This is a genomic window from Paenibacillus methanolicus (assembly GCF_008124765.1).
Classification (GTDB): domain Bacteria; phylum Bacillota; class Bacilli; order Paenibacillales; family Paenibacillaceae; genus Paenibacillus_Z; species Paenibacillus_Z methanolicus.
Map to the genome: position 1 here is coordinate 15,654 of NZ_VNHS01000017.1, position 19,049 is coordinate 34,702.

Annotated in this window: 24 protein-coding genes and 1 pseudogene; 24 read left to right on the plus strand and 1 reads right to left on the minus strand. The window is 56.9% G+C overall.

All coding sequences use genetic code 11. From position 1 onward, the window contains the following. Window positions 1-63: 63 nt before the first annotated feature. The 21 genes and pseudogenes from BCM02_RS32235 to BCM02_RS36220 all read left to right on the plus strand — a co-directional run. Window positions 64-786 (plus strand): MBL fold metallo-hydrolase, encoded by a 723-nt coding sequence (locus BCM02_RS32235; protein ID WP_148933240.1) that lies wholly within the window; start codon window positions 64-66, stop codon window positions 784-786. 17 nt (window positions 787-803) lie between these two features. Further along, the gene (locus tag BCM02_RS32240) at window positions 804-1,397 is read left to right on the plus strand and encodes a hypothetical protein (protein WP_148933241.1); all 594 of its coding nucleotides are present in this window, start codon (window positions 804-806) and stop codon (window positions 1,395-1,397) included. A gap of 16 nt (window positions 1,398-1,413) precedes the next feature. Continuing rightward, complete coding sequence (locus BCM02_RS32245; RefSeq protein WP_148933242.1) at window positions 1,414-2,322, plus strand: replication protein; 909 nt, start codon at window positions 1,414-1,416, stop codon at window positions 2,320-2,322. Then, window positions 2,267-2,608, plus strand: coding sequence for a hypothetical protein (locus tag BCM02_RS32250; RefSeq protein ID WP_187434526.1), 342 nt, complete (start codon window positions 2,267-2,269; stop codon window positions 2,606-2,608). The genes BCM02_RS32245 and BCM02_RS32250 overlap by 56 nt, the downstream gene beginning before the upstream one ends. Beyond that, the gene (locus BCM02_RS32255) at window positions 2,598-3,929 is read left to right on the plus strand and encodes a replicative DNA helicase (protein ID WP_148933244.1); all 1,332 of its coding nucleotides are present in this window, start codon (window positions 2,598-2,600) and stop codon (window positions 3,927-3,929) included. The genes BCM02_RS32250 and BCM02_RS32255 overlap by 11 nt, the downstream gene beginning before the upstream one ends. Further along, window positions 3,926-4,135 carry a hypothetical protein gene (locus BCM02_RS32260; protein WP_148933245.1) on the plus strand — a complete coding sequence of 70 codons (210 nt, stop codon included), beginning with the start codon at window positions 3,926-3,928 and terminating at the stop codon, window positions 4,133-4,135. The genes BCM02_RS32255 and BCM02_RS32260 overlap by 4 nt, the downstream gene beginning before the upstream one ends. Before the next feature lie 196 nt (window positions 4,136-4,331). Continuing rightward, complete coding sequence (locus BCM02_RS32265; RefSeq protein ID WP_148933246.1) at window positions 4,332-4,889, plus strand: RuvC family protein; 558 nt, start codon at window positions 4,332-4,334, stop codon at window positions 4,887-4,889. Between the two features lie 236 nt (window positions 4,890-5,125). Then, a complete protein-coding gene (locus BCM02_RS32270) occupies window positions 5,126-6,721 on the plus strand; it encodes a DUF5651 domain-containing protein (protein ID WP_148933247.1) in 1,596 nt (531 codons plus the stop codon). Next, window positions 6,718-6,891, plus strand: coding sequence for a hypothetical protein (locus tag BCM02_RS35550; protein ID WP_187434527.1), 174 nt, complete (start codon window positions 6,718-6,720; stop codon window positions 6,889-6,891). Before BCM02_RS32270 ends, BCM02_RS35550 begins: the two co-directional genes overlap by 4 nt. After that, window positions 6,888-7,049, plus strand: a complete 162-nt coding sequence (locus tag BCM02_RS35555; RefSeq protein WP_187434528.1) for a hypothetical protein — start codon at window positions 6,888-6,890, stop codon at window positions 7,047-7,049. The genes BCM02_RS35550 and BCM02_RS35555 overlap by 4 nt, the downstream gene beginning before the upstream one ends. Then, a complete protein-coding gene (locus tag BCM02_RS32275; protein WP_148933248.1) occupies window positions 7,042-7,269 on the plus strand; it encodes a hypothetical protein in 228 nt (75 codons plus the stop codon). The genes BCM02_RS35555 and BCM02_RS32275 overlap by 8 nt, the downstream gene beginning before the upstream one ends. Further along, window positions 7,266-7,430, plus strand: a complete 165-nt coding sequence (locus BCM02_RS35560; RefSeq protein ID WP_187434529.1) for a DUF6877 family protein — start codon at window positions 7,266-7,268, stop codon at window positions 7,428-7,430. Before BCM02_RS32275 ends, BCM02_RS35560 begins: the two co-directional genes overlap by 4 nt. Window positions 7,431-7,449: 19 nt before the next feature. Then, window positions 7,450-7,608 (plus strand): hypothetical protein, encoded by a 159-nt coding sequence (locus BCM02_RS35565; protein WP_187434530.1) that lies wholly within the window; start codon window positions 7,450-7,452, stop codon window positions 7,606-7,608. A gap of 28 nt (window positions 7,609-7,636) precedes the next feature. Then, window positions 7,637-8,086, plus strand: coding sequence for a hypothetical protein (locus BCM02_RS32280; protein WP_148933249.1), 450 nt, complete (start codon window positions 7,637-7,639; stop codon window positions 8,084-8,086). Window positions 8,087-8,111: 25 nt separating this feature from the next. After that, entirely contained in the window at window positions 8,112-8,339 is a 228-nt protein-coding gene (locus BCM02_RS32285; protein ID WP_148933250.1) for a zinc-finger domain-containing protein, read from the plus strand. After that, on the plus strand, window positions 8,326-8,739 hold the full coding sequence (locus tag BCM02_RS32290) for a hypothetical protein (protein ID WP_148933251.1): 414 nt from the start codon (window positions 8,326-8,328) through the stop codon (window positions 8,737-8,739). Before BCM02_RS32285 ends, BCM02_RS32290 begins: the two co-directional genes overlap by 14 nt. A 114-nt stretch (window positions 8,740-8,853) precedes the next feature. Then, on the plus strand, window positions 8,854-9,138 hold the full coding sequence (locus BCM02_RS32295) for a YopX family protein (protein WP_187434531.1): 285 nt from the start codon (window positions 8,854-8,856) through the stop codon (window positions 9,136-9,138). 204 nt (window positions 9,139-9,342) lie between these two features. Then, a complete protein-coding gene (locus BCM02_RS32300) occupies window positions 9,343-9,855 on the plus strand; it encodes a hypothetical protein (RefSeq protein WP_148933253.1) in 513 nt (170 codons plus the stop codon). Between the two features lie 119 nt (window positions 9,856-9,974). Continuing rightward, on the plus strand, window positions 9,975-10,457 hold the full coding sequence (locus tag BCM02_RS32305; protein WP_246183656.1) for an ArpU family phage packaging/lysis transcriptional regulator: 483 nt from the start codon (window positions 9,975-9,977) through the stop codon (window positions 10,455-10,457). Between the two features lie 230 nt (window positions 10,458-10,687). Next, window positions 10,688-12,262: a recombinase family protein gene (locus BCM02_RS32310; RefSeq protein WP_148933254.1), complete on the plus strand. Its 1,575-nt coding sequence runs from the start codon at window positions 10,688-10,690 to the stop codon at window positions 12,260-12,262. Window positions 12,263-12,295: 33 nt separating this feature from the next. After that, window positions 12,296-12,394, plus strand: a pseudogene (locus tag BCM02_RS36220) (helix-turn-helix domain-containing protein); the annotation flags it as partial. Between the two features lie 91 nt (window positions 12,395-12,485). On the opposite strand, the gene glsA reads toward BCM02_RS36220, so the two are convergent. Beyond that, on the minus strand, window positions 12,486-13,421 hold the full coding sequence (gene glsA / locus BCM02_RS32320) for a glutaminase A (protein WP_148933255.1): 936 nt from the start codon (window positions 13,419-13,421) through the stop codon (window positions 12,486-12,488). Window positions 13,422-13,653: 232 nt separating this feature from the next. Between glsA and BCM02_RS32325 the strand changes: the two genes are divergently transcribed. The 3 genes from BCM02_RS32325 to BCM02_RS32335 all read left to right on the plus strand — a co-directional run bounded on the left by BCM02_RS32325 (window position 13,654) and on the right by BCM02_RS32335 (window position 19,037). After that, complete coding sequence (locus BCM02_RS32325; RefSeq protein ID WP_148933256.1) at window positions 13,654-14,334, plus strand: tetratricopeptide repeat protein; 681 nt, start codon at window positions 13,654-13,656, stop codon at window positions 14,332-14,334. 174 nt (window positions 14,335-14,508) lie between these two features. Further along, window positions 14,509-16,101 carry an SWIM zinc finger family protein gene (locus BCM02_RS32330; protein ID WP_148933257.1) on the plus strand — a complete coding sequence of 531 codons (1,593 nt, stop codon included), beginning with the start codon at window positions 14,509-14,511 and terminating at the stop codon, window positions 16,099-16,101. Then, on the plus strand, window positions 16,098-19,037 hold the full coding sequence (locus BCM02_RS32335) for a DEAD/DEAH box helicase (protein ID WP_148933258.1): 2,940 nt from the start codon (window positions 16,098-16,100) through the stop codon (window positions 19,035-19,037). The genes BCM02_RS32330 and BCM02_RS32335 overlap by 4 nt, the downstream gene beginning before the upstream one ends. Window positions 19,038-19,049 lie beyond the last annotated feature (12 nt).

The following is a 19,049-nucleotide window of genomic DNA, read 5'->3' on the forward strand; positions in this document are numbered from 1 at the left end:
GCAGACTGCGGCTCGGGTGGTCAGCCGATCAGGCTTTTGAAGTTCCAATGGAGGGTAGACAGAGTGATCCACATAAAACCGCTCGCAAGCGGAAGCACCGGTAATGCTTATATCGTGGACGATGGAACCACTGAACTTCTGATTGAATGCGGAATTTCATGGTCTGATATCAAGCGGAAGACGCAGTACCGAACATCCCAGATAGCTGGCTGCCTGGTTTCACATAACCATACAGATCATTGCAAGGCAGCTGCTGATGTAATGAAAGCCGGGATCGATGTCTACTGCTCAAAGGGAACGGCGGTGGCCGCTGGATTGGATGGTCACCGCGTCATCCGGATCGCAGAGCAGATTCCTTTCTCGATCGGGACGTGGACAATTCTCCCCTTCCGTGTCGAACACGATGTCGAGGAGCCATTGGGCTTCCTGATGGTGAACGAGGCGGGTGAGAAGTTGCTGTTCGCGACAGACACCTACTACGTGCGGTACCGGTTCAACGGCCTCACACACATCATGATCGAATGCAATTACAGTGAGGTCATCGTCGAGCGGAATATCATTGCCGCCTCCGAAGAGGTTCGACCGCAATTGATAAGCCGGCAACGCCGCTTGCTCCGATCGCACTTCAGCTTGGAAAACGTAAAGGGTTTCTTCCAGGCAAACGATATGAGCCGCGTGCAGGAGATATGGCTGCTTCACCTCTCGGACGCGAACAGCGACGAGGAATTGTTCAAGCGCGAAATACAAGGCCTGACGGGCGCAATCGTCCGGGTAGCCAATCGATAACGAAGGGATGAACGACCTTGACAACTTCCAGAGAAACCATTGAGAAAGTACAGCTGCAGCTGACCATGCCGGCATTTCAAACTTACGACCGCGGGACGGTCATGCTATTGATGAACTACGCCGCGGAACTCGAGCACCGTAACAACGAACTCGCTGCCCGCCTTGACCGAATGGCTGAGCATGCTAAGATCCAGGACAATCTGAGTCGCGCCGCGATCGAGCGGATGTCCGGCAACATCGCTCAATTGAGTGGAGAGCTCCGGGAGGAACGGGACGGCCGGAAGATTCCGGTACCGAGAGAGGTGGCAGCCGCCTTCGAAGAACTTGGGCTGAACGACGGCGCCGACGCCACGGGGGAAGCTGCCCTTAGCATCATGACTATGCCATTCAGCTTCCTAGGCGGGCCAGCACAAGTCATCAAGCGGCATTTCGGATCCAATATCTACGAGCTAATGGAATTCTTCGTCAACGGCTACACGATCGAGGAGCCGGTCGAGCAGACGGCGACCGACTACATAGCGGAGCAGCTCGGGAAGATGCCGCCGGACAGCAAGCCATTAATGATCATCGCCTTGGGCGGAATGGGCTTAGCTCACAAACTTCCACATTGATCGAAGGTGAGGCGGTATGGCAAACCCGCAGCCGGACAAACACACCCGGATAGCGAACGAGTTGATGGACATAGTGCCTTTTTATCAATTCAACGGGTCGCAGCTCCGTATCATCATTGTGGTCTGGCGCAACACATACGGTTGGAACCGGAAAGATCATGACTTATCGCTCTCCTTCATTCACGAGAGGACCAGGTTATCAGAAGGGACCGTGAAAAAAGAGATATCGCTCTTAATAAAAGCTAACGTCCTGGTTGTAACACAGACAGCGACGAAGACGTCGGCCCGAAGGTTGGCATTCAATAAAAATTATGAAGCATGGACCATTCCGAAAAGCGGTGACGATATGGAGAATTTCTGGGACTATGAGGGGTCCGATTGCACCCCTCCCATAGAGGATGATGAGGGGTCCGATTGCACCCCTCCTGAGGGGTCCGATTGCACCCCTCAAGTAGCTACTATGAGGGGTCCGATTGCACCCCCAAAGAAAGACATTCTTTTAAAGACATCTTTTAAAGACAATGTCGATCCATTCGAAATCTTCTACTCAACCTATCCAAGAAGAGTATCTCGACAAGCAGCTGAGAAAGCATGGAAGAAACTAGCGAAGCAGTCTGCATTCGATCCTGAAATGATCATCTGCAATACGCAGAATTTTGCAAAGACATGCGAGCTAATCGGAACGCAAAAACATTTCATCCCTCATCCATCGACATTTTTAAACCAAAAACGCTTTGAAGATTACCACGAAGTAGATCCGGAAGGGATTATGAAAGAACGGGCGCCGGCGTTGTCCAAGTTCGATCAGGACAAGTTGCTGCTGCAGCAAATGTACGAGGAGGCAACTGGACGTGAGGGAGACGGAAGTAGTGAAGCTGTTCGCGATCATCCGCTCGAATTACCCGAATTTCGAGATGACCAATGAGAAGAAGGCGACGTGGACTCCTTTGATGGCGGACGTCCCCTTTGACCAGGCGCTTGCGAACCTAATGGATTTCATGAAGCACAGCAAATTCCCACCGGTGGCAGCAGACATCATTCAGGCGGATCCGGGTGGTTTGAATGGCAACTATGATCGATTGCGGATCGAGACAGCTGAACGCTTCGCCGAAATAGATAGCTGGGATCAAGTTGCGCTGCCGGCATGTCCGGATCATCTTCGGCCGAAGTTCCTTGGCGGCGGGAAGGCGGTGAGCGGCGATGAACTATGAGGCGGAAGCCGCGGTGCTCGGTGCGATCCTGAATGAGCCGGAACGATTGGAAGACTGCTACTTGCAACCTGAGGACATGGGCGACGAGCGGCACCGGTTGATTCTGCAATACCTTTATTACCTGGCCGAGAACGACATCCCGATTAACTATGTCGCGATGGCCGAGCACTCCGGGCAGAACCTGATGCGTATCGGCGGCGTCAGCTACTTGACCGAGCTGGCCGGGGGCGCGCCGCCCACGAACGCGGCGACCTTCGACCACCATCAGGATATCATCCGGCAGCATTACATTACCCGCGAGACTCTCTCCGCTCTGGAGACGGTCCAGAACGAGGGGCGAGGCGGCAAGCTCGAGTCGAGCGAGCTGCTTGCGGCGGCGCAGGAACGCCTCGAGAAAATTGCGGAGATGGCAGGCGGGCCGGCGAAGGAAACGGTGCGCAAGATGTCCGCGGTGGTTGCCGATCACGAGAAGGTCATCATCAAGCGGCAACAGCAGCGCGGCATGACAGGGGCCAAGACGGCGAGCAAGGAGCTCGATCGCCTGACAGGGGGCCATCAAGATGGCGATCTCGAGATCGTCGCGGCGCGGCCGAGCATCGGAAAAACTGCTTTCGTGGTCAACGACATGCTGGAGGCGGCGCGCGCGGGGCGTCAGGCAGTCCTATTCTCTCTGGAGATGCCGGCGGACAAAGTGATCGAACGGTTCCTGTGCTGCATGGGGAACATCGACGCGACCAAGATGCGGACCGGCCAATTCTCGGACAGGGATTGGGAGCACTGGAGCTACGCGATGGACGAGCTCGATCGGCTGCCGTTGTACATCGACGATACGCCGGGCCGGACGGTGCTCGAGATCAAGCAGGAAATCAAGCGACTCAAGAAGCAGTTCCCGGGTATCGTGATTTACGTCGATTACCTGCAACTCGTTCAGCCGGGGCGAAAATTCAGCCAGACGCGGGAAGGCGTCACCTTCGTCTCACGGCAGTTGAAGCAGGCTGCCCGCGTCAACCAGTGTCCGGTCATCGCGATCAGCTCGGTCAGCCGATCGTGTGAGCAACGCCAGGACAAGCGTCCGATCATGTCCGACCTGAAAGAATCTGGTGATATCGAGTTCGAGGCTGACATCATCGCCTTCCTGTTCCGGGACGACTATTACAACCCCGAAACCGAGAAGAAGAACATCATGGAGATCATCATCGCCAAAGGCCGCAATGTCGGCACCGGCACCGTGGAGATGATCTTCTACCGGAAGACTGGGCGTTTCCTTGATATCGATCGGAACAAGGCGGGCACCGACGGCGCGCAGCAGGCGGCCAAATGAGCAAGCGGATCGAAAGCGAGGAGCAATACAACGACTCGCTGAAATGGATGACCGAGAAGGCAATCAAGCTCGCGGATCCGCTCTTCCAAGGAGAGGAGCGCGACAAGATGATGCGCACCTACGATTACGTGACCCAGCAGGTGCTGGACTACAAACGCAGGGAGCGTGAGGCGAGATGCGAAGGAACCGGGGAGACCGCAAGCTGAAGCGAGACCCATATCTCTATAGCGTTAAGCCGGACGAACGGTATTTTGACCGCAAAGGCCGCATAATCGCAGAGGTTTATATTCACGACACGCCGGCATGGGACCGGCAGAAGGGGAAGACAGCACGTCATGAGCAAAAAGCAGAACGATGAAGACCCGTTATTAGATGCCCCGGCACAAGTGGAGATCGAGGTGATTGGCGATTAGATTCGTGGGTATTGATCCAGGAACGAATTCAGGTTTCGTTGCCCTCGATCTGCAGGGGAACGTGCTTGCAGCACAGGAGCTGAAGCCGACCGGCAAAACAGTCAAAGGTGGGCTGAGCACGCCGCAGTTGGTCGAGCTCGAGAACCAACTGTACCAACACCTAAAGGGAAATGACCGCGTCTGCATCGAGGCTGTCCCATTCGGAACGATGAGCCAGGTCACGACCGGAATGATTCACGGCGGGTTAAGGTCGATGATTCATCGAAAGAAGCTAGACTTTGACCTGGTCAACCCAATGTGGACCAAGAAATTCGTTGACGTGAAAGTTGAGAAGGGGCAGACGGATAAGCAAAAGAAAGACGCAATGCGCGAAGCAGTGCTCGAGAAGTTCGGCTTCAGCCACAAGAGCCACAACGTCGTGGATGCATACGTTATCGCCCGAATCTCGCTGAATCTGCATTTGATGCGGCAGTACGAACCGCTGATTGACCAGCATCGGATACAGCAAGAAGTAGTCAGCGACATCATGCATAAAGCTGCTGAATAGCCGCGCATTCGCTCGGCGAAGGGGTTCGTGCTGCCTGAAAACAGAACATCAGTTCCTAAGAGCGAGGTGATCGCCGTGAATTGGCACAAAGCCAAGATGCGACAGCTATACGAAATCGCCTTTCTTGATCCGGAGGCGGCGCCCTGGCATAAGGAAGGCGCCAAGGCCGAAATTGTGCGACGTATCCGTCGGAAGTACAAGCGAATCAACTTCAAGGCGAGGAAGGTGTACCCGCGATGAGCCGGCGCTACCTAACGAAATCCGATCGCGAGCACATCATCTACCTGCACGCCGCGGAGACCGTCCTTAACCGGGTCGGCAATACCTGGCTCGAGCACGATAGACCGGCGGACTGGGTCGAACCGATCCGGAATGCACTCATCCAGGTGCAGACCGCGCAAAACGCGATCGTCAAGGACATATCCGACGAAGACATAAAGCGGACGTACCGTACCGCGTTCGGAACGCACTACATCGGGCTGATCCCGCATTATGATGCTAAGAAGCTCCGGGAGATACCGGACACGATCACGATAGAAGAGCAGAAGCTTTACGACCTCGGCGAGGCGGTGCTGACGGCACAATGCAACGGCTGCACGATCGCTGACCACGAGGCATGCAAATACCGCTCGGCCATGATGGCCGCCGGCCTTCCGCCGGCCGAAGATCCGACGCCTGAGGGCGTTTGCCAATACCGATATGGGGAGGTTGACGAAGACATGGGAACAGCAATTCCAAATTCGAAGCGAGAGCGGAGCCGCGGTGCCGGCCCGGTAACATCATATCAGCTCACGCCGGAAGAAATCGCGGCGTTGCCGTCGGGCAAGCCGATCGACCGCACACACCATAAGCCGATGGGTTGGGAAACGACCAAGAACACAATTGAAGGGGTGAGCGAGGACATGACGGAAGCGAAGCGCGGCGCGCAGCCCAAAGAAGGTCCGGTATGCGGCCTGACCAAGTTGGATTTCATCAAGGCGATCGCCGAGGGCGAGACCGTCGCAAGCATCGAGCGCGCTTGGAAGATGAAGAACCAAACGTTGCCGTATTGGGTGAAGACGTGGGATCTGAAGGGGCTTACCCCTGATAAAGCACGCGAGCTGCTCGCCCAGATGGCCCCGGCACCGGAGGAAGAACTGTCCGATGATCCTGCCGATCTGCTGGAAGAGGAAGCGTCGGAAGCGCCGGAAGATGGCGGCAAGGATGCGGAGATCGAGCGGCTGCGGGAGCAAATGGCAAGGATGGCCGATGGAGCGAACCACAATGCCGATCTTGCCCATAAATATCAGCATGAGCTTGTCGTTGCTCAGGATGAAAACCGGAAACTGCAGAATCAGATCCACGAGCTGACCGAGGAACGGGACGGATGCAAAGAATCCGCAAATTCATATCGGTCAGAACGCGACCAACTTGAGCTGCAGCTTATGGATACCGCGCAAGAGGTCGAGCGTCTCCTTGGTGAAATGAGCAAGAGGAATCAGCCGACGGCAGAAGTTGCAGAGCTGGACAGCCCGCAGGCATTCCTCTCCCTCGCCCTCCCGCTGATTGACGGCGGCTCGAACATCGAGCAACGGCTGCAGTCGCTGCAGCAGCTGAGCAAGCTTAATTTCAGACTTGACCTTCGCGATATCAACACGCGCGCCCTGATGGATGAAACACTGGAAATGCTCCAAATTATCGCGGGGATTGTCCACGCTCGGACGGCAGATGTCGTGCGGCCTGCGGACGTGGCGGCAACGGTTCAGGCGTTCTTCAGCGATCATACCGCGGGCCACCTTGAACGCATGCAGGAGCTGGCGAAGGAAAACGGCTGGACGGTGGTCGAGGCATGATCGTGAAATTCGCTTTCTACGATTGTGACAACGACGACTGCCTGAAACGGTTCGCCGTCGAAGACGTCGAGGGCGACGAGATCGAGGAACCGGCATGCAATGTATGCGGCAGTACGACCTGCAGCTTCCTCGGGACGGCAGCCATCAATATGGGCGAGGTGAGGCTGTGACGGTCCAGAGCGGCAATGTCATCAGCTTCAACCTAGGGCGGTGCGACGTCTGCGGTCACCGGATGGAGAACAGTTTTATGCGGCCGTGGAACGGGAAGGACGTCTGCTCCCCATGCATACGGCAGTTGAACGAGGAGGCGGAGTTGGTCAATGGCTGAATACAAGAAATGCCGGCATGCCGATCAGCGATACCGCAACCGCGTCAAGGAGTACGATATGCCGCCGCCAGTAAACCTGCGGGAAAGCATCTTGGAAATGCGCCGCGTTTACGCGAGCAAGAAAAGGGAAGCATTCGTCAGCTGGTATGCCAATCGGTACAAGGTAAAACCGGAAGACGTTCGGCGGGTGTTGGATCAGGCGAGGGAGGCGAATCCGTGAGTTATCTGCAGGAGATCATCGATATCGCACCCAAACTTCCGACACCTGTCCTTGACGACATCAATCGGCGAATCGGGGACTGGCTAGCGATGGGGGGCAGCGAGAATGACGAATACATCGCGCAACAACTGCGATATGCTCGGCGGTTTGTATCTCAGTGAATAGGGAGCGTGCATGATCATGAAGGCATATGCGGAAATGGGATATGTGCAAGTCGAACTGCTCCAGGACGTGAAGTACGGCAGGTATGACTATCCGAAGGGCGAGCTGCTTTGGATCGAACCAGCGGATGCAGCAGCTTGCGTTAAGATGGGCGCAGCGCGTGTCGTATCTCAATGAATATCGAGGAACATGGGGGAGGGTTTATATGCCAATCGTAAATTTTGAAAGCAGCAGACAGGTTCATTTCGGGACAGGGGACATCTTGGTCTCACCCGGTCTACTGGATACGCCGGACGTAGTAGGTGCGCTTTGCTTTACGGAGAATGGGACCGGCGTTATCGGCGAGCGCACCGAGCATACTCCGCCGCTCATACTGGATGGGGGAGAGGCACCTGTTCGAATGACGTTCGATAAGGTCGAGTCCGTCGACGTCGTAATGCGGATGCTCGAAGAAACCAAGCAAATGATGCTCGCGAAGATGGGCGAGGGTAGTCCGGACAAACAGGATAGCCGACATGAACGGCTGCTCGAATGCTTGAGATTCTACGGCGACCCAGCGACTTACGACACGGCGCATTTGGACAAACACGGTTTCATCATAATTGATCACGACGGCGGCAGGCTAGCGCGCGATATTCTACGTGATTATACGTGATTTTACGTGAAATGAGGTGACGGCCATGGAACGGCTCGAAGTGATGGACGCGATCAGCGGCCTGCTCGACGCGGTTTGCTGGGGGTGTGAGACCAGGGATCAGCTTAACAAGATGCACCGCAGCCATTATGCGAAGATCGACGGCTATTGCAATCGGCAATGCCCGGTCGGCCAGCAGTTGCAGAGCCTTGGTCGTCAGCTGAAGATCGGACCACGGAAACTTATCGAGGAGGATGAATATGAACCAGCTTGACGCACGTGCGCTCAATCACGTGAACGCAGTGCTTTACAATAACGGCAGCCTCTACATCATGGAGGCGCAGACGGAGTACGAAGGCGAGCAAGGTGCGGTCACGCCGGCCAAGTCGATCTGGCTGAACACGACTCCGGCGAAGGCGCTGCGCGATTTCCTTATCGAGAAGTACCCGCCGGAGGAACTGACCAGGCTGCGCGGGATCGAACAGGCGTTGCAGGATTATATGACGATGCCGGGCGGCGGCACCGCGGAGGATGTGTTTGCCTGGGTGGAGTCGACAACGGGGTACATTTCTGATCCACCGGTAACGAAGGATGAGCAGATCGCACGCCTGACCGCCGAGAACACCGCGCTCAAGAAGGCACAACTGAAGGAGGTGGACGATGCGCGAGATTAAGTTTCGGGGCATGGACATCAACGGCAGATGGTTCTACGGGAACGTCGCAGTGCTGGAGAAGGATGTCCCGGGCCACGGCCACAAGAAGGGGCGTTATATTTCAACAGCGTCGGCATGCCGTTCGCTTATCGGGTACGGCCGGAAACGGTCGGACAGTACACCGGCCTCAAGGACAAGAACGGAACGGAGATTTACGAGGGGGATATCGTTCATTACAAGGACTACAGCAATGGCGTGTACCTCTCCGATCAACAGCCAATGACAAGGGACGTGGTCAAATGGAATCCAGACACAGGCGGTTACATCGTGCGAAGTATGGGCTTCACCTTTAAAGCGAAGACCTACGAAGTCATTGGAAACATCCATCAGAATCCCGAGTTGCTGGAGGCGAAGGGATGAAGCCGAAGCATAGCAAACCAGATTCGCGGGGCATGTTGTTCGTCGCTTGCTCGGAATGCCAGCGCGGCGGGAACGGTGACGAGAGTTGCAGCAGCGGCTGGACGATTAAGAGAGGCGGGCCGGAACGAGGCGCCTGCTTCTCAGGCAAGCTTCTTGAAAAATTCATGGTTGACCAAAAACGATAATCGAGAGGAGCAATTATAAATGCAAACGACACTGAAAGCTAAGATCAAGGACATCAAGCTCGGGAAAGAGGAGATCGTCACGCTGACGCTCCAAAGCCTGGACGGCGACCAACTCGAAATTCTCCGCCAGATCAAAGAAGGCGGGACTGCGCATATCCTCTTCAGCTCTTCCCAACTGGACATCGACGACTACCGCCCGGCAGTGCCGCAGCCTCCAGAAGGCATCAAGTATAACGTCAATAACGATGGCACGGCGAACGTCGAGTCGAAGGAAGACGACGGCCAGCTGACGATCGATGAGGCTGCCGAGCAGACGGAAGCCGACCAGGATGACGAAGACAGCAACGAGGTGATCAGCGACGCAAGTCAATACGATTCGGATGTGGCTCAGGATATGGAGAATGAAAGCGACGATCCGATGGCGGGGGTTGACGACGCGGATCCAGATGAAGACGAGGAAGAGATAGATCCGGACGGCGACGGCGATGACGACCTGCCTGGCCTGGATACTGATGACGGACCGGGGTTTTAATCGATGCGCCGGCTGAACTGGGGATTGATCGTAGTAGGATCCTTCAGCGTGATCTGCTGGGGGCTGGCAGGATGGCTGTTCTGGTCGACGAGTTAATCGAACGGAAGGGGTGAGTCGGGGTGCAGCAGGAAATGGAGTTTAGCGGTCCGCTCCCGCGGCTTAATGACCTGGATGGCGGCAAGACGCAAGAGAAGATCGATCTAGTCTTCACGAAATACCGGTATTATAAATCGATCACATTTGAGGAGCGAGAGGCGAGCACCACCGCCTCTTACTCGGACATACCTCGGAGCTACACGGGAACGACCAGCGACCAGACGGCAAATATAGCGATCTACAACGTCGACGAGCCCGAAGCGCGCCAGAATTACATTGATCGGATAGAGAAGGCCGTTCGCAAGCTACCGTTCCGGCTGCGGAACCTGATCGAAAAGCGATATATGCAAGAGGATGACGAAACCGACTTCAACGTCTATACGAATATCCTCGAGATTAGCAGGACCAAGTATACGAACATGCGGTTCGAGGCGTTCTACCGAATCGTAATCCTTTTCCATGAACTGCGAATCTTGAACATCCGTGAGTTGGTCAAGGAGGGATAGGGACAAATTGAGACAGCATACATTGGGGGCAGAGGTGATGCCGATGCCCCAACCCTCCCAACAGAAGAAATCATTCCAGATCAGGTACCATACAGTTGAGGGAGACTTGGAAGGTGCGCTAATTGAGATGTTACAGGAAAAAGTAAAGTCTGCCTTGTCCTTACATGACCCGATCATATACAATGACATCAAACCGTTAATACGTAACTATTTAAAGGTGGGTAATGTGGATGGCACGTAAGACTGCTTACTATGTCAGGGTATCAACAAAACTCGCTTCTCAAAAAGATAGCCCGGAACACCAACTCGGTGTATGCCGGGCTTTTTCAGATGAGGAAGGAGATCATGAGGTTGTTGAGGAGTACACGGATCGGGACACCGGAACTTCCATAGTCGCAAGACCGGACGTTCAGCGAATGATCAGAGATGCGCAAAGCGGAAATATCGAACAAGTGGTTTTCGCTTCACTCTCACGTTTTTCGAGGGACACGCTCGACTCATTGAGTCTTAAGAGGATGCTGGTTAATGCTCTTGGGATCAGGGTCGTATCAATCGAGGACCTGTATGATTCTAAACGAGAGGATAACGAATTATTGTTCGGAGTTGTTTCTATGGTAAACCAGAAGCAAAGTGAGCAGATTTCGAAATCCTCCAGACGGGGAATTAAGCAATCCGCTCTGAATGGGAATTATACTGGTTCGTTCGCGCCATACGGATACAAAAAGGCTGTAATCGATGGAAAGAAAAAGCTGCTCATCGATGAAGAAGCAGCTGGACATGTGAAGTTGATTTTCGACCTATATGTAAATCAAAAGCATGGCGAGAAAGCCGTAACGCTATATCTAAACGAGCAGAACATCCCATCGCCTAAGAAGAGAGGTCCATGGGGCCTTACTACCGTTCAGCGCATCCTACAGAACGAAGTTTATACTGGCAGCCTGGTGTTCAATAAATACACCAATGAAACGTATTATTCAAACATCGAAAATATGCACGACCGCCGAAAGAAGCTTGTACAGCGTGACCCGTCGGAATGGATTCGGCTAGAAGAAAAGACTCATGAGGCCATTATCGACGACGATACCTTTCAGCGCGCGCAAGAAATCAGATTAGTTAGAGGTGGTGGGAAGAGAGGCGGGCAGCGCGTCTACAAGAATGTGTTCGCTAAACTGATTTTTTGCCAGCACTGCAGCTCTGCTATGGTAACAATGACTGCGAAGCAACAAGAAAAATACAGGTACCTTATGTGTTCGCGGCGCAGGAGGATGGGGGAACATGGTTGCAGGAACGGTAAGTGGATTCCTTACTATGACCTTCGGGACGAGTTGATCGGTTGGATTATCGCTCAGTTGGAAGAACTGATCGACGACCGAAACGGAACATCGGAAATCATTGTGAAGAAGGTAAAGGAACGTTCCGCCGATAGGGATACCGAGAAAGCGATGAAGAAACTTTCAAAACAACTAGAAGACGCTCGGCGCATGCTGTTCGAATTGCGTAGGCAGAAGATGCTCGGTGACGTAGATGAGACCCAGTACAACTACGAGAAGGAGATGTACGAGAAAGAAATAAGTACTCTGGAATCCAAGCACGCTGGCATGAGTACGCAGCTGGAGAAGCAACGAAACATCGAGAAGGAATTGGACACGTTACAGGCCGGGCTAAAAGAATTGAAGTCCTGCGACATGTCCAATGTAGATGAGTTGAGAATTATTCTTTCGAAGCTGGTGAAGAACATCACCGTTGACGAAAACGGCAATGTTGATGTATATACTCTTCTGGGTAAGTTGGGCGAGGGCAGATAATGGGCACCTCATTTTTTTACACCTATTATACGTGTTGCAAAATACATCATGAACGTTATGCAGAAACTGAACGTCAAAGGTCGTTCGCAAGCGGTTGTCGAGCTGATTAAGCTTGGGGAACTGAAAATTTGACCGCCCGGCCGCTAACCTTGCTCAAGCCTTCTTATTGCGCTTTCATTCGAAAGCGGTGTAGGAAGGCTTTTTGACGCGCGCGGGCCGCGTCTCAGAACAAACTCCAATCGAATGCCGCGCTCATCCGCTCGAGCAGATGGACGCCGGCCGTGCTGTTGCCTTGCCGCCCGAGCGCGGGGCCGACGACGCCGATGCCGTACTGACCGGGGACGATGGCCATGATGCCGCCGGAGACGCCGCTCTTCGCGGGGATGCCGGCGCGGATCGCGAACTCGCCCGAGGCGTTGTACATGCCGCACGTGACCATGAACGACTTGGCGATTCTAACGTAGCGGCGCGGGACGAGCTCCCGCCCCGTGAGCGGGTCGACGCCGCCGTATGCGAGCACGAGCGCCATGCGCGCCAGCTGCGCGCAGTCGATCTCCACGGAACAATGGTCGAAATACACTTGCAGCAGCTCTTCGACGTCGATCTCTTCGCCGAGCACTTCGTTATCCTTCAGAAAATATGCGAGCGAACGGTTCCGGTGCGCCGTGGCGGCCTCCGACCGGCTGACCGCTTCGTTAATGCGCAGTTCGTTGGTCCCGGCCGCATCCCGGAAGAAACGAAGAATGCGTTCGATTTTCCGGGCGGGCGTCTCGCCCTTGATCAGCGACGTCACCGCGATGGCTCCGGCGTTAATAAGCGGGTTGAACGGGATGCCCGGCTCCACCAGTTCCAGCTTGAGCATGGAATTGAAGTCGTCGCCCGATGGCTCCATGCCAACCTTGGCGAACACGCCTTCCTCGCCTTGATCCATTAGCGCCAGCAGCAGCGTGAACACCTTGGAGATGCTCTGCATCGTGAATTTCAAATCATGGCTGCCTTCGGTCGCGGTCTCGCCGCCCCGTCCCATAATGGTAATGCCCAGCGCGTCGGCCGGCGCTTTCGCCAGCTCCGGTATATAAGCGGCGACTCGGCCATGAACGGCGAGCGCGCGGCTCTCGTTTACCCAGCCCGGCAGTTGGGCGCGAATTTGATCGAACATGCGATTTCCTCCCGCGGTTGCTTGTTATGTACAGTGTAAGTCGCCGCCGCGGCGATATGCAAGCAAGCTTTTGGTTAAGCGCGACCTTACGAACATAAGCGGTCCGCGCATCGGTCACAATAACGACATAGAGGGGAGAGACAGCTTAACCGTCTATTCGCCATGCCCAATATCATGTACAATAAGGAAGCGGTTCCCAATATTTCCGTGTATATGACATCAGGAGGGCATTATGTTTAAATTTTTGTTGTTTGTTTTGTTATGGCGGATTCTAGGCAATCCGTTCCTGGCGATTCTCGTGTTTCTCGTCGTGCTGTACATCATCGACCGCCGATTCGTCGGTTTATCCCCGAGCATCGTGAAGCCGTTCCGCCGGTTGTCCGCGATCCGCAGGCTGCGTCAACAGGTACTGATGAATCCGAACGACGTCCCGGGCAAACACGAGCTCGCTCGGCTATATATAGAACGGAAGAAGTACGCCAAGGCGAAGGAACTGCTCATGCCGCTTCAGGATACCCTCGATCGCTCGGCGGAATTCTGGGATGATCTCGGCGCAGCCCTTGCCGGTCTAGGCGAGCATGACGCGGCGGAGGCCGCGCTTCGCAACGCGCTCTCCATCAACCCGAAAGTAAAGTACGGCGCCGCGTATTTGCGGCTTGCCTCGCTCAAGGCGAAGTCCGATCCCGGAGCCGCCATCAAGCACCTGGAATCCTTCCGCCTGATCGATACGTCTTCCTGCGAAGCGTATATTCAGACGGCGAAGCTGTACGCGCAGCTCGGTCGCAAAGAGGATGCGGCCCGCGCGCTCGCGGAATGCGGCCAAAACTACCGCGCGCTGCCGCGCTACAAGAAGAGACAAGAGCGCAAGTGGGCGATCAAGGCTTGGTGGGGCAGGCTAACGGGTCCGCGATAGTCGCAGTACGTTCCATCGCTCCGATGCCGTCACATTCGTCGTTCCCACCCCCATACGAAATTATGTTCGTTACTCTGCTCCCTGCGATGGATCGGTTATCCATTGCAGGGAGCATTTCCGTTTCGGTTTTGCTATAATAAAAAGAATGGCTGAACGAAGCGGAGGGACGGACGGATGTACACACGTTTTCAGTTGAACGACGGCTTGGGCGAATCGCTGGAGGCCCAGCTCGCCGAGGTCATGCCGGCGGAGCTGCTGGAGCGCGGTTGGGATTACTTCCGCAGGGAGAAGGTGCGTTCCGTCGAGGTGATGAACGGCACGAGCATCTACGGCTCCGTCAAAGGCGAGACCGTATACGCGGTGACCCTCGACGCCGACGAATTCGCCTTCAGCACCTGTACATGTCCGCACGGCGGTTATTGCAAGCATATGGCCGCCGTTTATTTCGCGTATTGCCAATATGCGGGACTGAGCCCGGACGAAGCCTACAATCGGCTGTTGTACGGCGATACGATCGGCGCGGAGCCGTCCGGGGAGGACGGAGGCGCTCCGGCGGGTGCGAGTGCCCGGACGGATGATCCCGCTCAGGTGCCGTCCGGTTGGATCGAGACGATGGAACGGAAGTTCGGCGATACGTACCGGCAATGCAGACACTCGCTGCACCCGTTGCAATCGGTGTTGACGTCGCTGAAGAGCATGTCCAAGACGTGGCCGGAGACGCTGCGCAGAATGCACTGGATGCATGCGATTCTGTTCGTGGCGGAACAAGCGGAGCGGGCGTATTCGGCGGTGGACAGCCATACGCGCTATTATTACGAGATGGCGTTCGCGCGAATGACGGAGCCGTGGATCGGCCAGTATCTGGAACTGGCGAGCCAAGTGAACACGGCAGGCATGCCGGCCGCCGAACGGGAAGCGATCGAGAGTCTCCGCGCTTTCTTTCACGCCCGCGACATGGACCGCGAAGGGCAGCTGCACCGCTGGGAGACGCTGTACTTCGCGCTGTGGGGCAAAATGATCGACGACCCGGTTTGGCGGGACGCAGAGGAGAAGTGGCTCGCCGGCCGGCATCAGCTCTCGCGCAGAGCGGGCCGCGTCTCGTTCTTCTACCCGATGGCGCTGGCGTTCCTCCATTTCGTGGAGGGCGAAGACGAGCGCGCGGTGGCGCTGCTCGCCGATACGGAGTTCAACCGCACGGTGCTGCTCGCCTGCGACTGCGCCATGGAACGACTGGAAGAGAACGATTGGGAGCGGCTCGTCAACTGGATGGATTACATTTACGGCGGGCTCATGATCGAGCGCAAATCCCGCGCCTTCGGTCCGTTCCTGTCGATGTGCAGAATCGCCGACGAGCGTCAGCCGGAGAACCCTGCTTGGGAGAAGTACTTGATTTCGTTCCTGCCCAACTCCTACTCGGCCTTGTCCGATCATTGGATCGAGCAGCAGCGTTACCGGCAGTGGGCGGATCTTCAGCTGCGGATCGGCATCGATCCCGACGAGCTGGACGTTCAAGTTGTGCGGGAAGTGGCCAAGAACGCCCCGCAGGTGCTGTTCCCGATGTATCACCAGGCGATCGATCACGCGATCCGCAGCCGCAACCGGCAAGGCTACCGCACCGCCGTCAAGCTGATGAAGAAGCTGGAGAAACTGTATAAGACGGAGAAGAAGCAGGAAGCCTGGGATCGTTACGTAGGAGAGACCGTGCGCAAGCATCAGCGGCTTCGGGCGCTGCAGGAAGAGCTCTGGAGGGGAAAAATCATCACATGAGAGGCTACACGGGAGCGGAAACGCTGTATGTCGACGCATATTGGAAAGACGGCGAAGGGATCGCGCTGAACGTCCGCCACGCGGCGGGACTGTCGCAGCGAAGCCGCTCGTTGCTGTTTGCCTGGCACGCCCCTTCTTGGTACGGCACCGAGATCGAGGAGCGGCTCGACGAGCGAACCGGGCAGATGGAGCTGAGCGTGCCGGCGCTGATTGCGATGGATTATTTGGCTCAGCCGGCGCCGGTATCGCTGCTTGAAGTGGAATGGGGCGAGCGCGCCGAGCGGCTTACCGCATATGCGGCGCTGCTGAGGACGGTGCTGCTGCGCGGCTGGTTCATCCCGGACTGGTCGCGCTGGACGGAGGATGAACGCGCCTGGAAGTGGGATATCCCGGCGCTTGAACCAGAAGCCGAAGCGATCGTCCGGCTGGAGGCCGAGCTGGCCGAAGCCGGCGACGGCGGCGCGCGGCGCTGGCTGACGCAGCTGGTCGAGGCGCTGATCGAGAACGATTCGGCCGTGGCCGAAGCCTGGCAGGAGACGAACAGAGGCGCGGGCGAATCGGTGCTGGCGCAGAAGGCCGCCGACGAGGACGACTGGCTGGTCGCGATCGGGCTCAAGCGCGACGACGTTCCGTTCCGTATGGCGCTGCAGCTGTTGGAGCCGGACGGCGAGAGCGGATGGCGGCTGCGTCCGGCCGTGCAGGACCGGCTGCTGGGCGGCGGCTGGCGCGCGCTACGCCCGTCGGGGCCTTCCGTTGTCGGAGAGACCGAAGAAGGCTTGCCGCCCCTTCGATTCCGTCTGCCGGACGACGCGCCGGCCGAATGGCGGCCGCACTTCGCCTCGCGAATGCGGCGTGAGGAGGCCAAGTGGCTGGCGGCGCTGCCGGATTGGACGGACGGCGGCGCTGAGGAGAGCGGCGGGCAGGCGTATATGCGGACGGAACTGACCGACGGCGAGGCGTTTCAATTTCTGGAACAGGCAAGCGGCAAGCTGCTCGCGGCGGGCGCGCCCGTGCTGCTGCCGGGCTGGTGGGAGAGCGTGCGCAACCGACGCCTGCGTCTGCGCGCGAAGGTCAAATCGTCGATCGGCGCGCCCGATCAGTCGACCTTCGGCCTGCAGCAGATCGTCGACTTCGATTGGAAGCTCGCGGTCGGCGGCGTCAGCATGAGCGAAGCGGAATTCATGCGGCTCGCCGAGGAGAACCGGCGCTTGTTGCAGGTCGGCGGCGAGTGGGTTCACTTGGATCCGGACGACGTGGATCGGATTCGCCGCTGGCTGAAGAAGAAAGGCGGCAATCAGGGCTTCACGATGCGCGACGTGCTCGAGATGCATCTGCGCGGTTCGGCCGAATTGGAAGCGGAGCAGGATGACCGCGAGGCGCTCGCGGCCGAGGTGGAATTGAACGAGCATTTGGCGGCCTGGATCGGCAAGTTGAGCGAGACGAGCGAGCTGCCGGTCATCGAGAAGCCGTCTGACTTCCACGGCGAGCTGCGGCCGTACCAGCTGCAAGGCGTTTCCTGGCTCGCGTTCCTACGGCAATTCGGCATCGGAGCTTGCTTGGCGGACGATATGGGCCTTGGCAAGACGGTCCAGTTCACCGCATATTTGCAATACGTGCTGGAGAAGGGGAACAAGCTCGGGCCATCGCTTTTGATTTGCCCGACATCGGTCATCGGCAACTGGGAGAAGGAGCTGGAGAAATTCGCGCCGTCCCTTCGCGCCCACGTGCATTACGGCCCGAAGCGATTCAAGGGCGAAGCGTTCGCCGAAGCGGCGAAGGATGCGGATTTGGTCATTACCTCGTACGCGCTGGCGCCGCTCGACGAGGAAGATATCGGCGCCGTGCCTTGGGATGTCGTCTGCTTGGACGAAGCCCAGAACATCAAGAACTATTACACGAAGCAATCGATGGCCATCCGCGCCTTCCCGGCTCGCCACCGGATCGCGCTGACCGGGACGCCGATGGAGAACCGGCTGACCGAGCTGTGGTCGATCTACGATTTCATCAACCCCGGCTATCTGGGCAGCTTAGGCGAATTCCGGCGGGCGGTCGTTCAGCCGATCGAGCGAGAGCGGGACGAGGCGCTCATCGCCGAGCTGCAGCGGTGGGTGAAGCCGTTCATGCTCCGGCGGGTGAAGAAAGATCCTTCCATTCAGCTGTCGCTGCCGGAGAAGAACGAGATGCAGACCTACCTGTCGCTCACGGTGGAGCAAGGCGCGATCTACGAGAACATGGTCTCCGATTTGCTCGGCCAGTTGGAGTCCGTCGGGGCGATGCAGCGGCGGGGGCTCATTCTCTCGACGCTTACCCGGCTCAAGCAGGTGTGCGATCATCCGAGCCTGCTGCTCAAGGAGGACCCGGCGACAACGCCGGCGGCTTGGGAGCCGGAGCGTTCCAACAAGGTGATGCGCCTGCTCGAGATGGTGGAGGAGATCGCGGCCGAGGGCGAACGCTGTCTCATCTTCACGCAGTATGTGGACATGGGCCTTGCGCTGCAGCGATTGATCGAAGAGCGGATCGGATTGCCGACACCTTACCTGCACGGCGGCGTTCCGAAGGCCGGCCGCGACGCGATGATCCAGAATTTCCAGAACGAGCAGGAACCGGGCTGCGCCTTCGTGCTGTCGCTGAAGGCGGGCGGCACGGGGCTCAACTTGACGGCGGCGAACCACGTCATCCATTTCGACCGGTGGTGGAACCCGGCCGTCGAGAACCAAGCCACGGACCGTGCGTTCCGGATCGGACAGAAACGAAGCGTGCAGGTGCACAAATACGTGACGCTCGGCACGCTGGAGGAGCGAATCGACGATATGATCTCGCGCAAGCAGCTGTTGAACGACCAGGTCGTCGGCCAATCCGAGAACTGGATTACCGAGCTGTCGACCGACGAATTGCGCGATCTGTTTACGCTGCGCAAGCAGCGGCTGAAGGGCTAGCGATCGCCGGCA

Excerpts from the sequence above, each read along its gene's own strand:
- BCM02_RS32245 (WP_148933242.1), top strand. The coding sequence starts at position 1,414 with ATGGCAAACCCGCAGCCGGACAAACACACCCGGATAGCGAACGAGTTG.
- BCM02_RS32255 (WP_148933244.1), top strand. The coding sequence starts at position 2,598 with ATGAACTATGAGGCGGAAGCCGCGGTGCTCGGTGCGATCCTGAATGAG.
- BCM02_RS32260 (WP_148933245.1), top strand. The coding sequence starts at position 3,926 with ATGAGCAAGCGGATCGAAAGCGAGGAGCAATACAACGACTCGCTGAAA.
- BCM02_RS32270 (WP_148933247.1), top strand. The coding sequence starts at position 5,126 with ATGAGCCGGCGCTACCTAACGAAATCCGATCGCGAGCACATCATCTAC.
- BCM02_RS35550 (WP_187434527.1), top strand. The coding sequence starts at position 6,718 with ATGATCGTGAAATTCGCTTTCTACGATTGTGACAACGACGACTGCCTG.
- BCM02_RS32275 (WP_148933248.1), top strand. The coding sequence starts at position 7,042 with ATGGCTGAATACAAGAAATGCCGGCATGCCGATCAGCGATACCGCAAC.
- BCM02_RS35565 (WP_187434530.1), top strand. The coding sequence starts at position 7,450 with ATGAAGGCATATGCGGAAATGGGATATGTGCAAGTCGAACTGCTCCAG.
- BCM02_RS32280 (WP_148933249.1), top strand. The coding sequence starts at position 7,637 with ATGCCAATCGTAAATTTTGAAAGCAGCAGACAGGTTCATTTCGGGACA.
- BCM02_RS32285 (WP_148933250.1), top strand. The coding sequence starts at position 8,112 with ATGGAACGGCTCGAAGTGATGGACGCGATCAGCGGCCTGCTCGACGCG.
- BCM02_RS32290 (WP_148933251.1), top strand. The coding sequence starts at position 8,326 with ATGAACCAGCTTGACGCACGTGCGCTCAATCACGTGAACGCAGTGCTT.
- BCM02_RS32295 (WP_187434531.1), top strand. The coding sequence starts at position 8,854 with ATGCCGTTCGCTTATCGGGTACGGCCGGAAACGGTCGGACAGTACACC.
- BCM02_RS32300 (WP_148933253.1), top strand. The coding sequence starts at position 9,343 with ATGCAAACGACACTGAAAGCTAAGATCAAGGACATCAAGCTCGGGAAA.
- BCM02_RS32310 (WP_148933254.1), top strand. The coding sequence starts at position 10,688 with ATGGCACGTAAGACTGCTTACTATGTCAGGGTATCAACAAAACTCGCT.
- glsA (WP_148933255.1), bottom strand. The coding sequence starts at position 13,421 with ATGTTCGATCAAATTCGCGCCCAACTGCCGGGCTGGGTAAACGAGAGC.
- BCM02_RS32325 (WP_148933256.1), top strand. The coding sequence starts at position 13,654 with ATGTTTAAATTTTTGTTGTTTGTTTTGTTATGGCGGATTCTAGGCAAT.
- BCM02_RS32330 (WP_148933257.1), top strand. The coding sequence starts at position 14,509 with ATGTACACACGTTTTCAGTTGAACGACGGCTTGGGCGAATCGCTGGAG.
- BCM02_RS32335 (WP_148933258.1), top strand. The coding sequence starts at position 16,098 with ATGAGAGGCTACACGGGAGCGGAAACGCTGTATGTCGACGCATATTGG.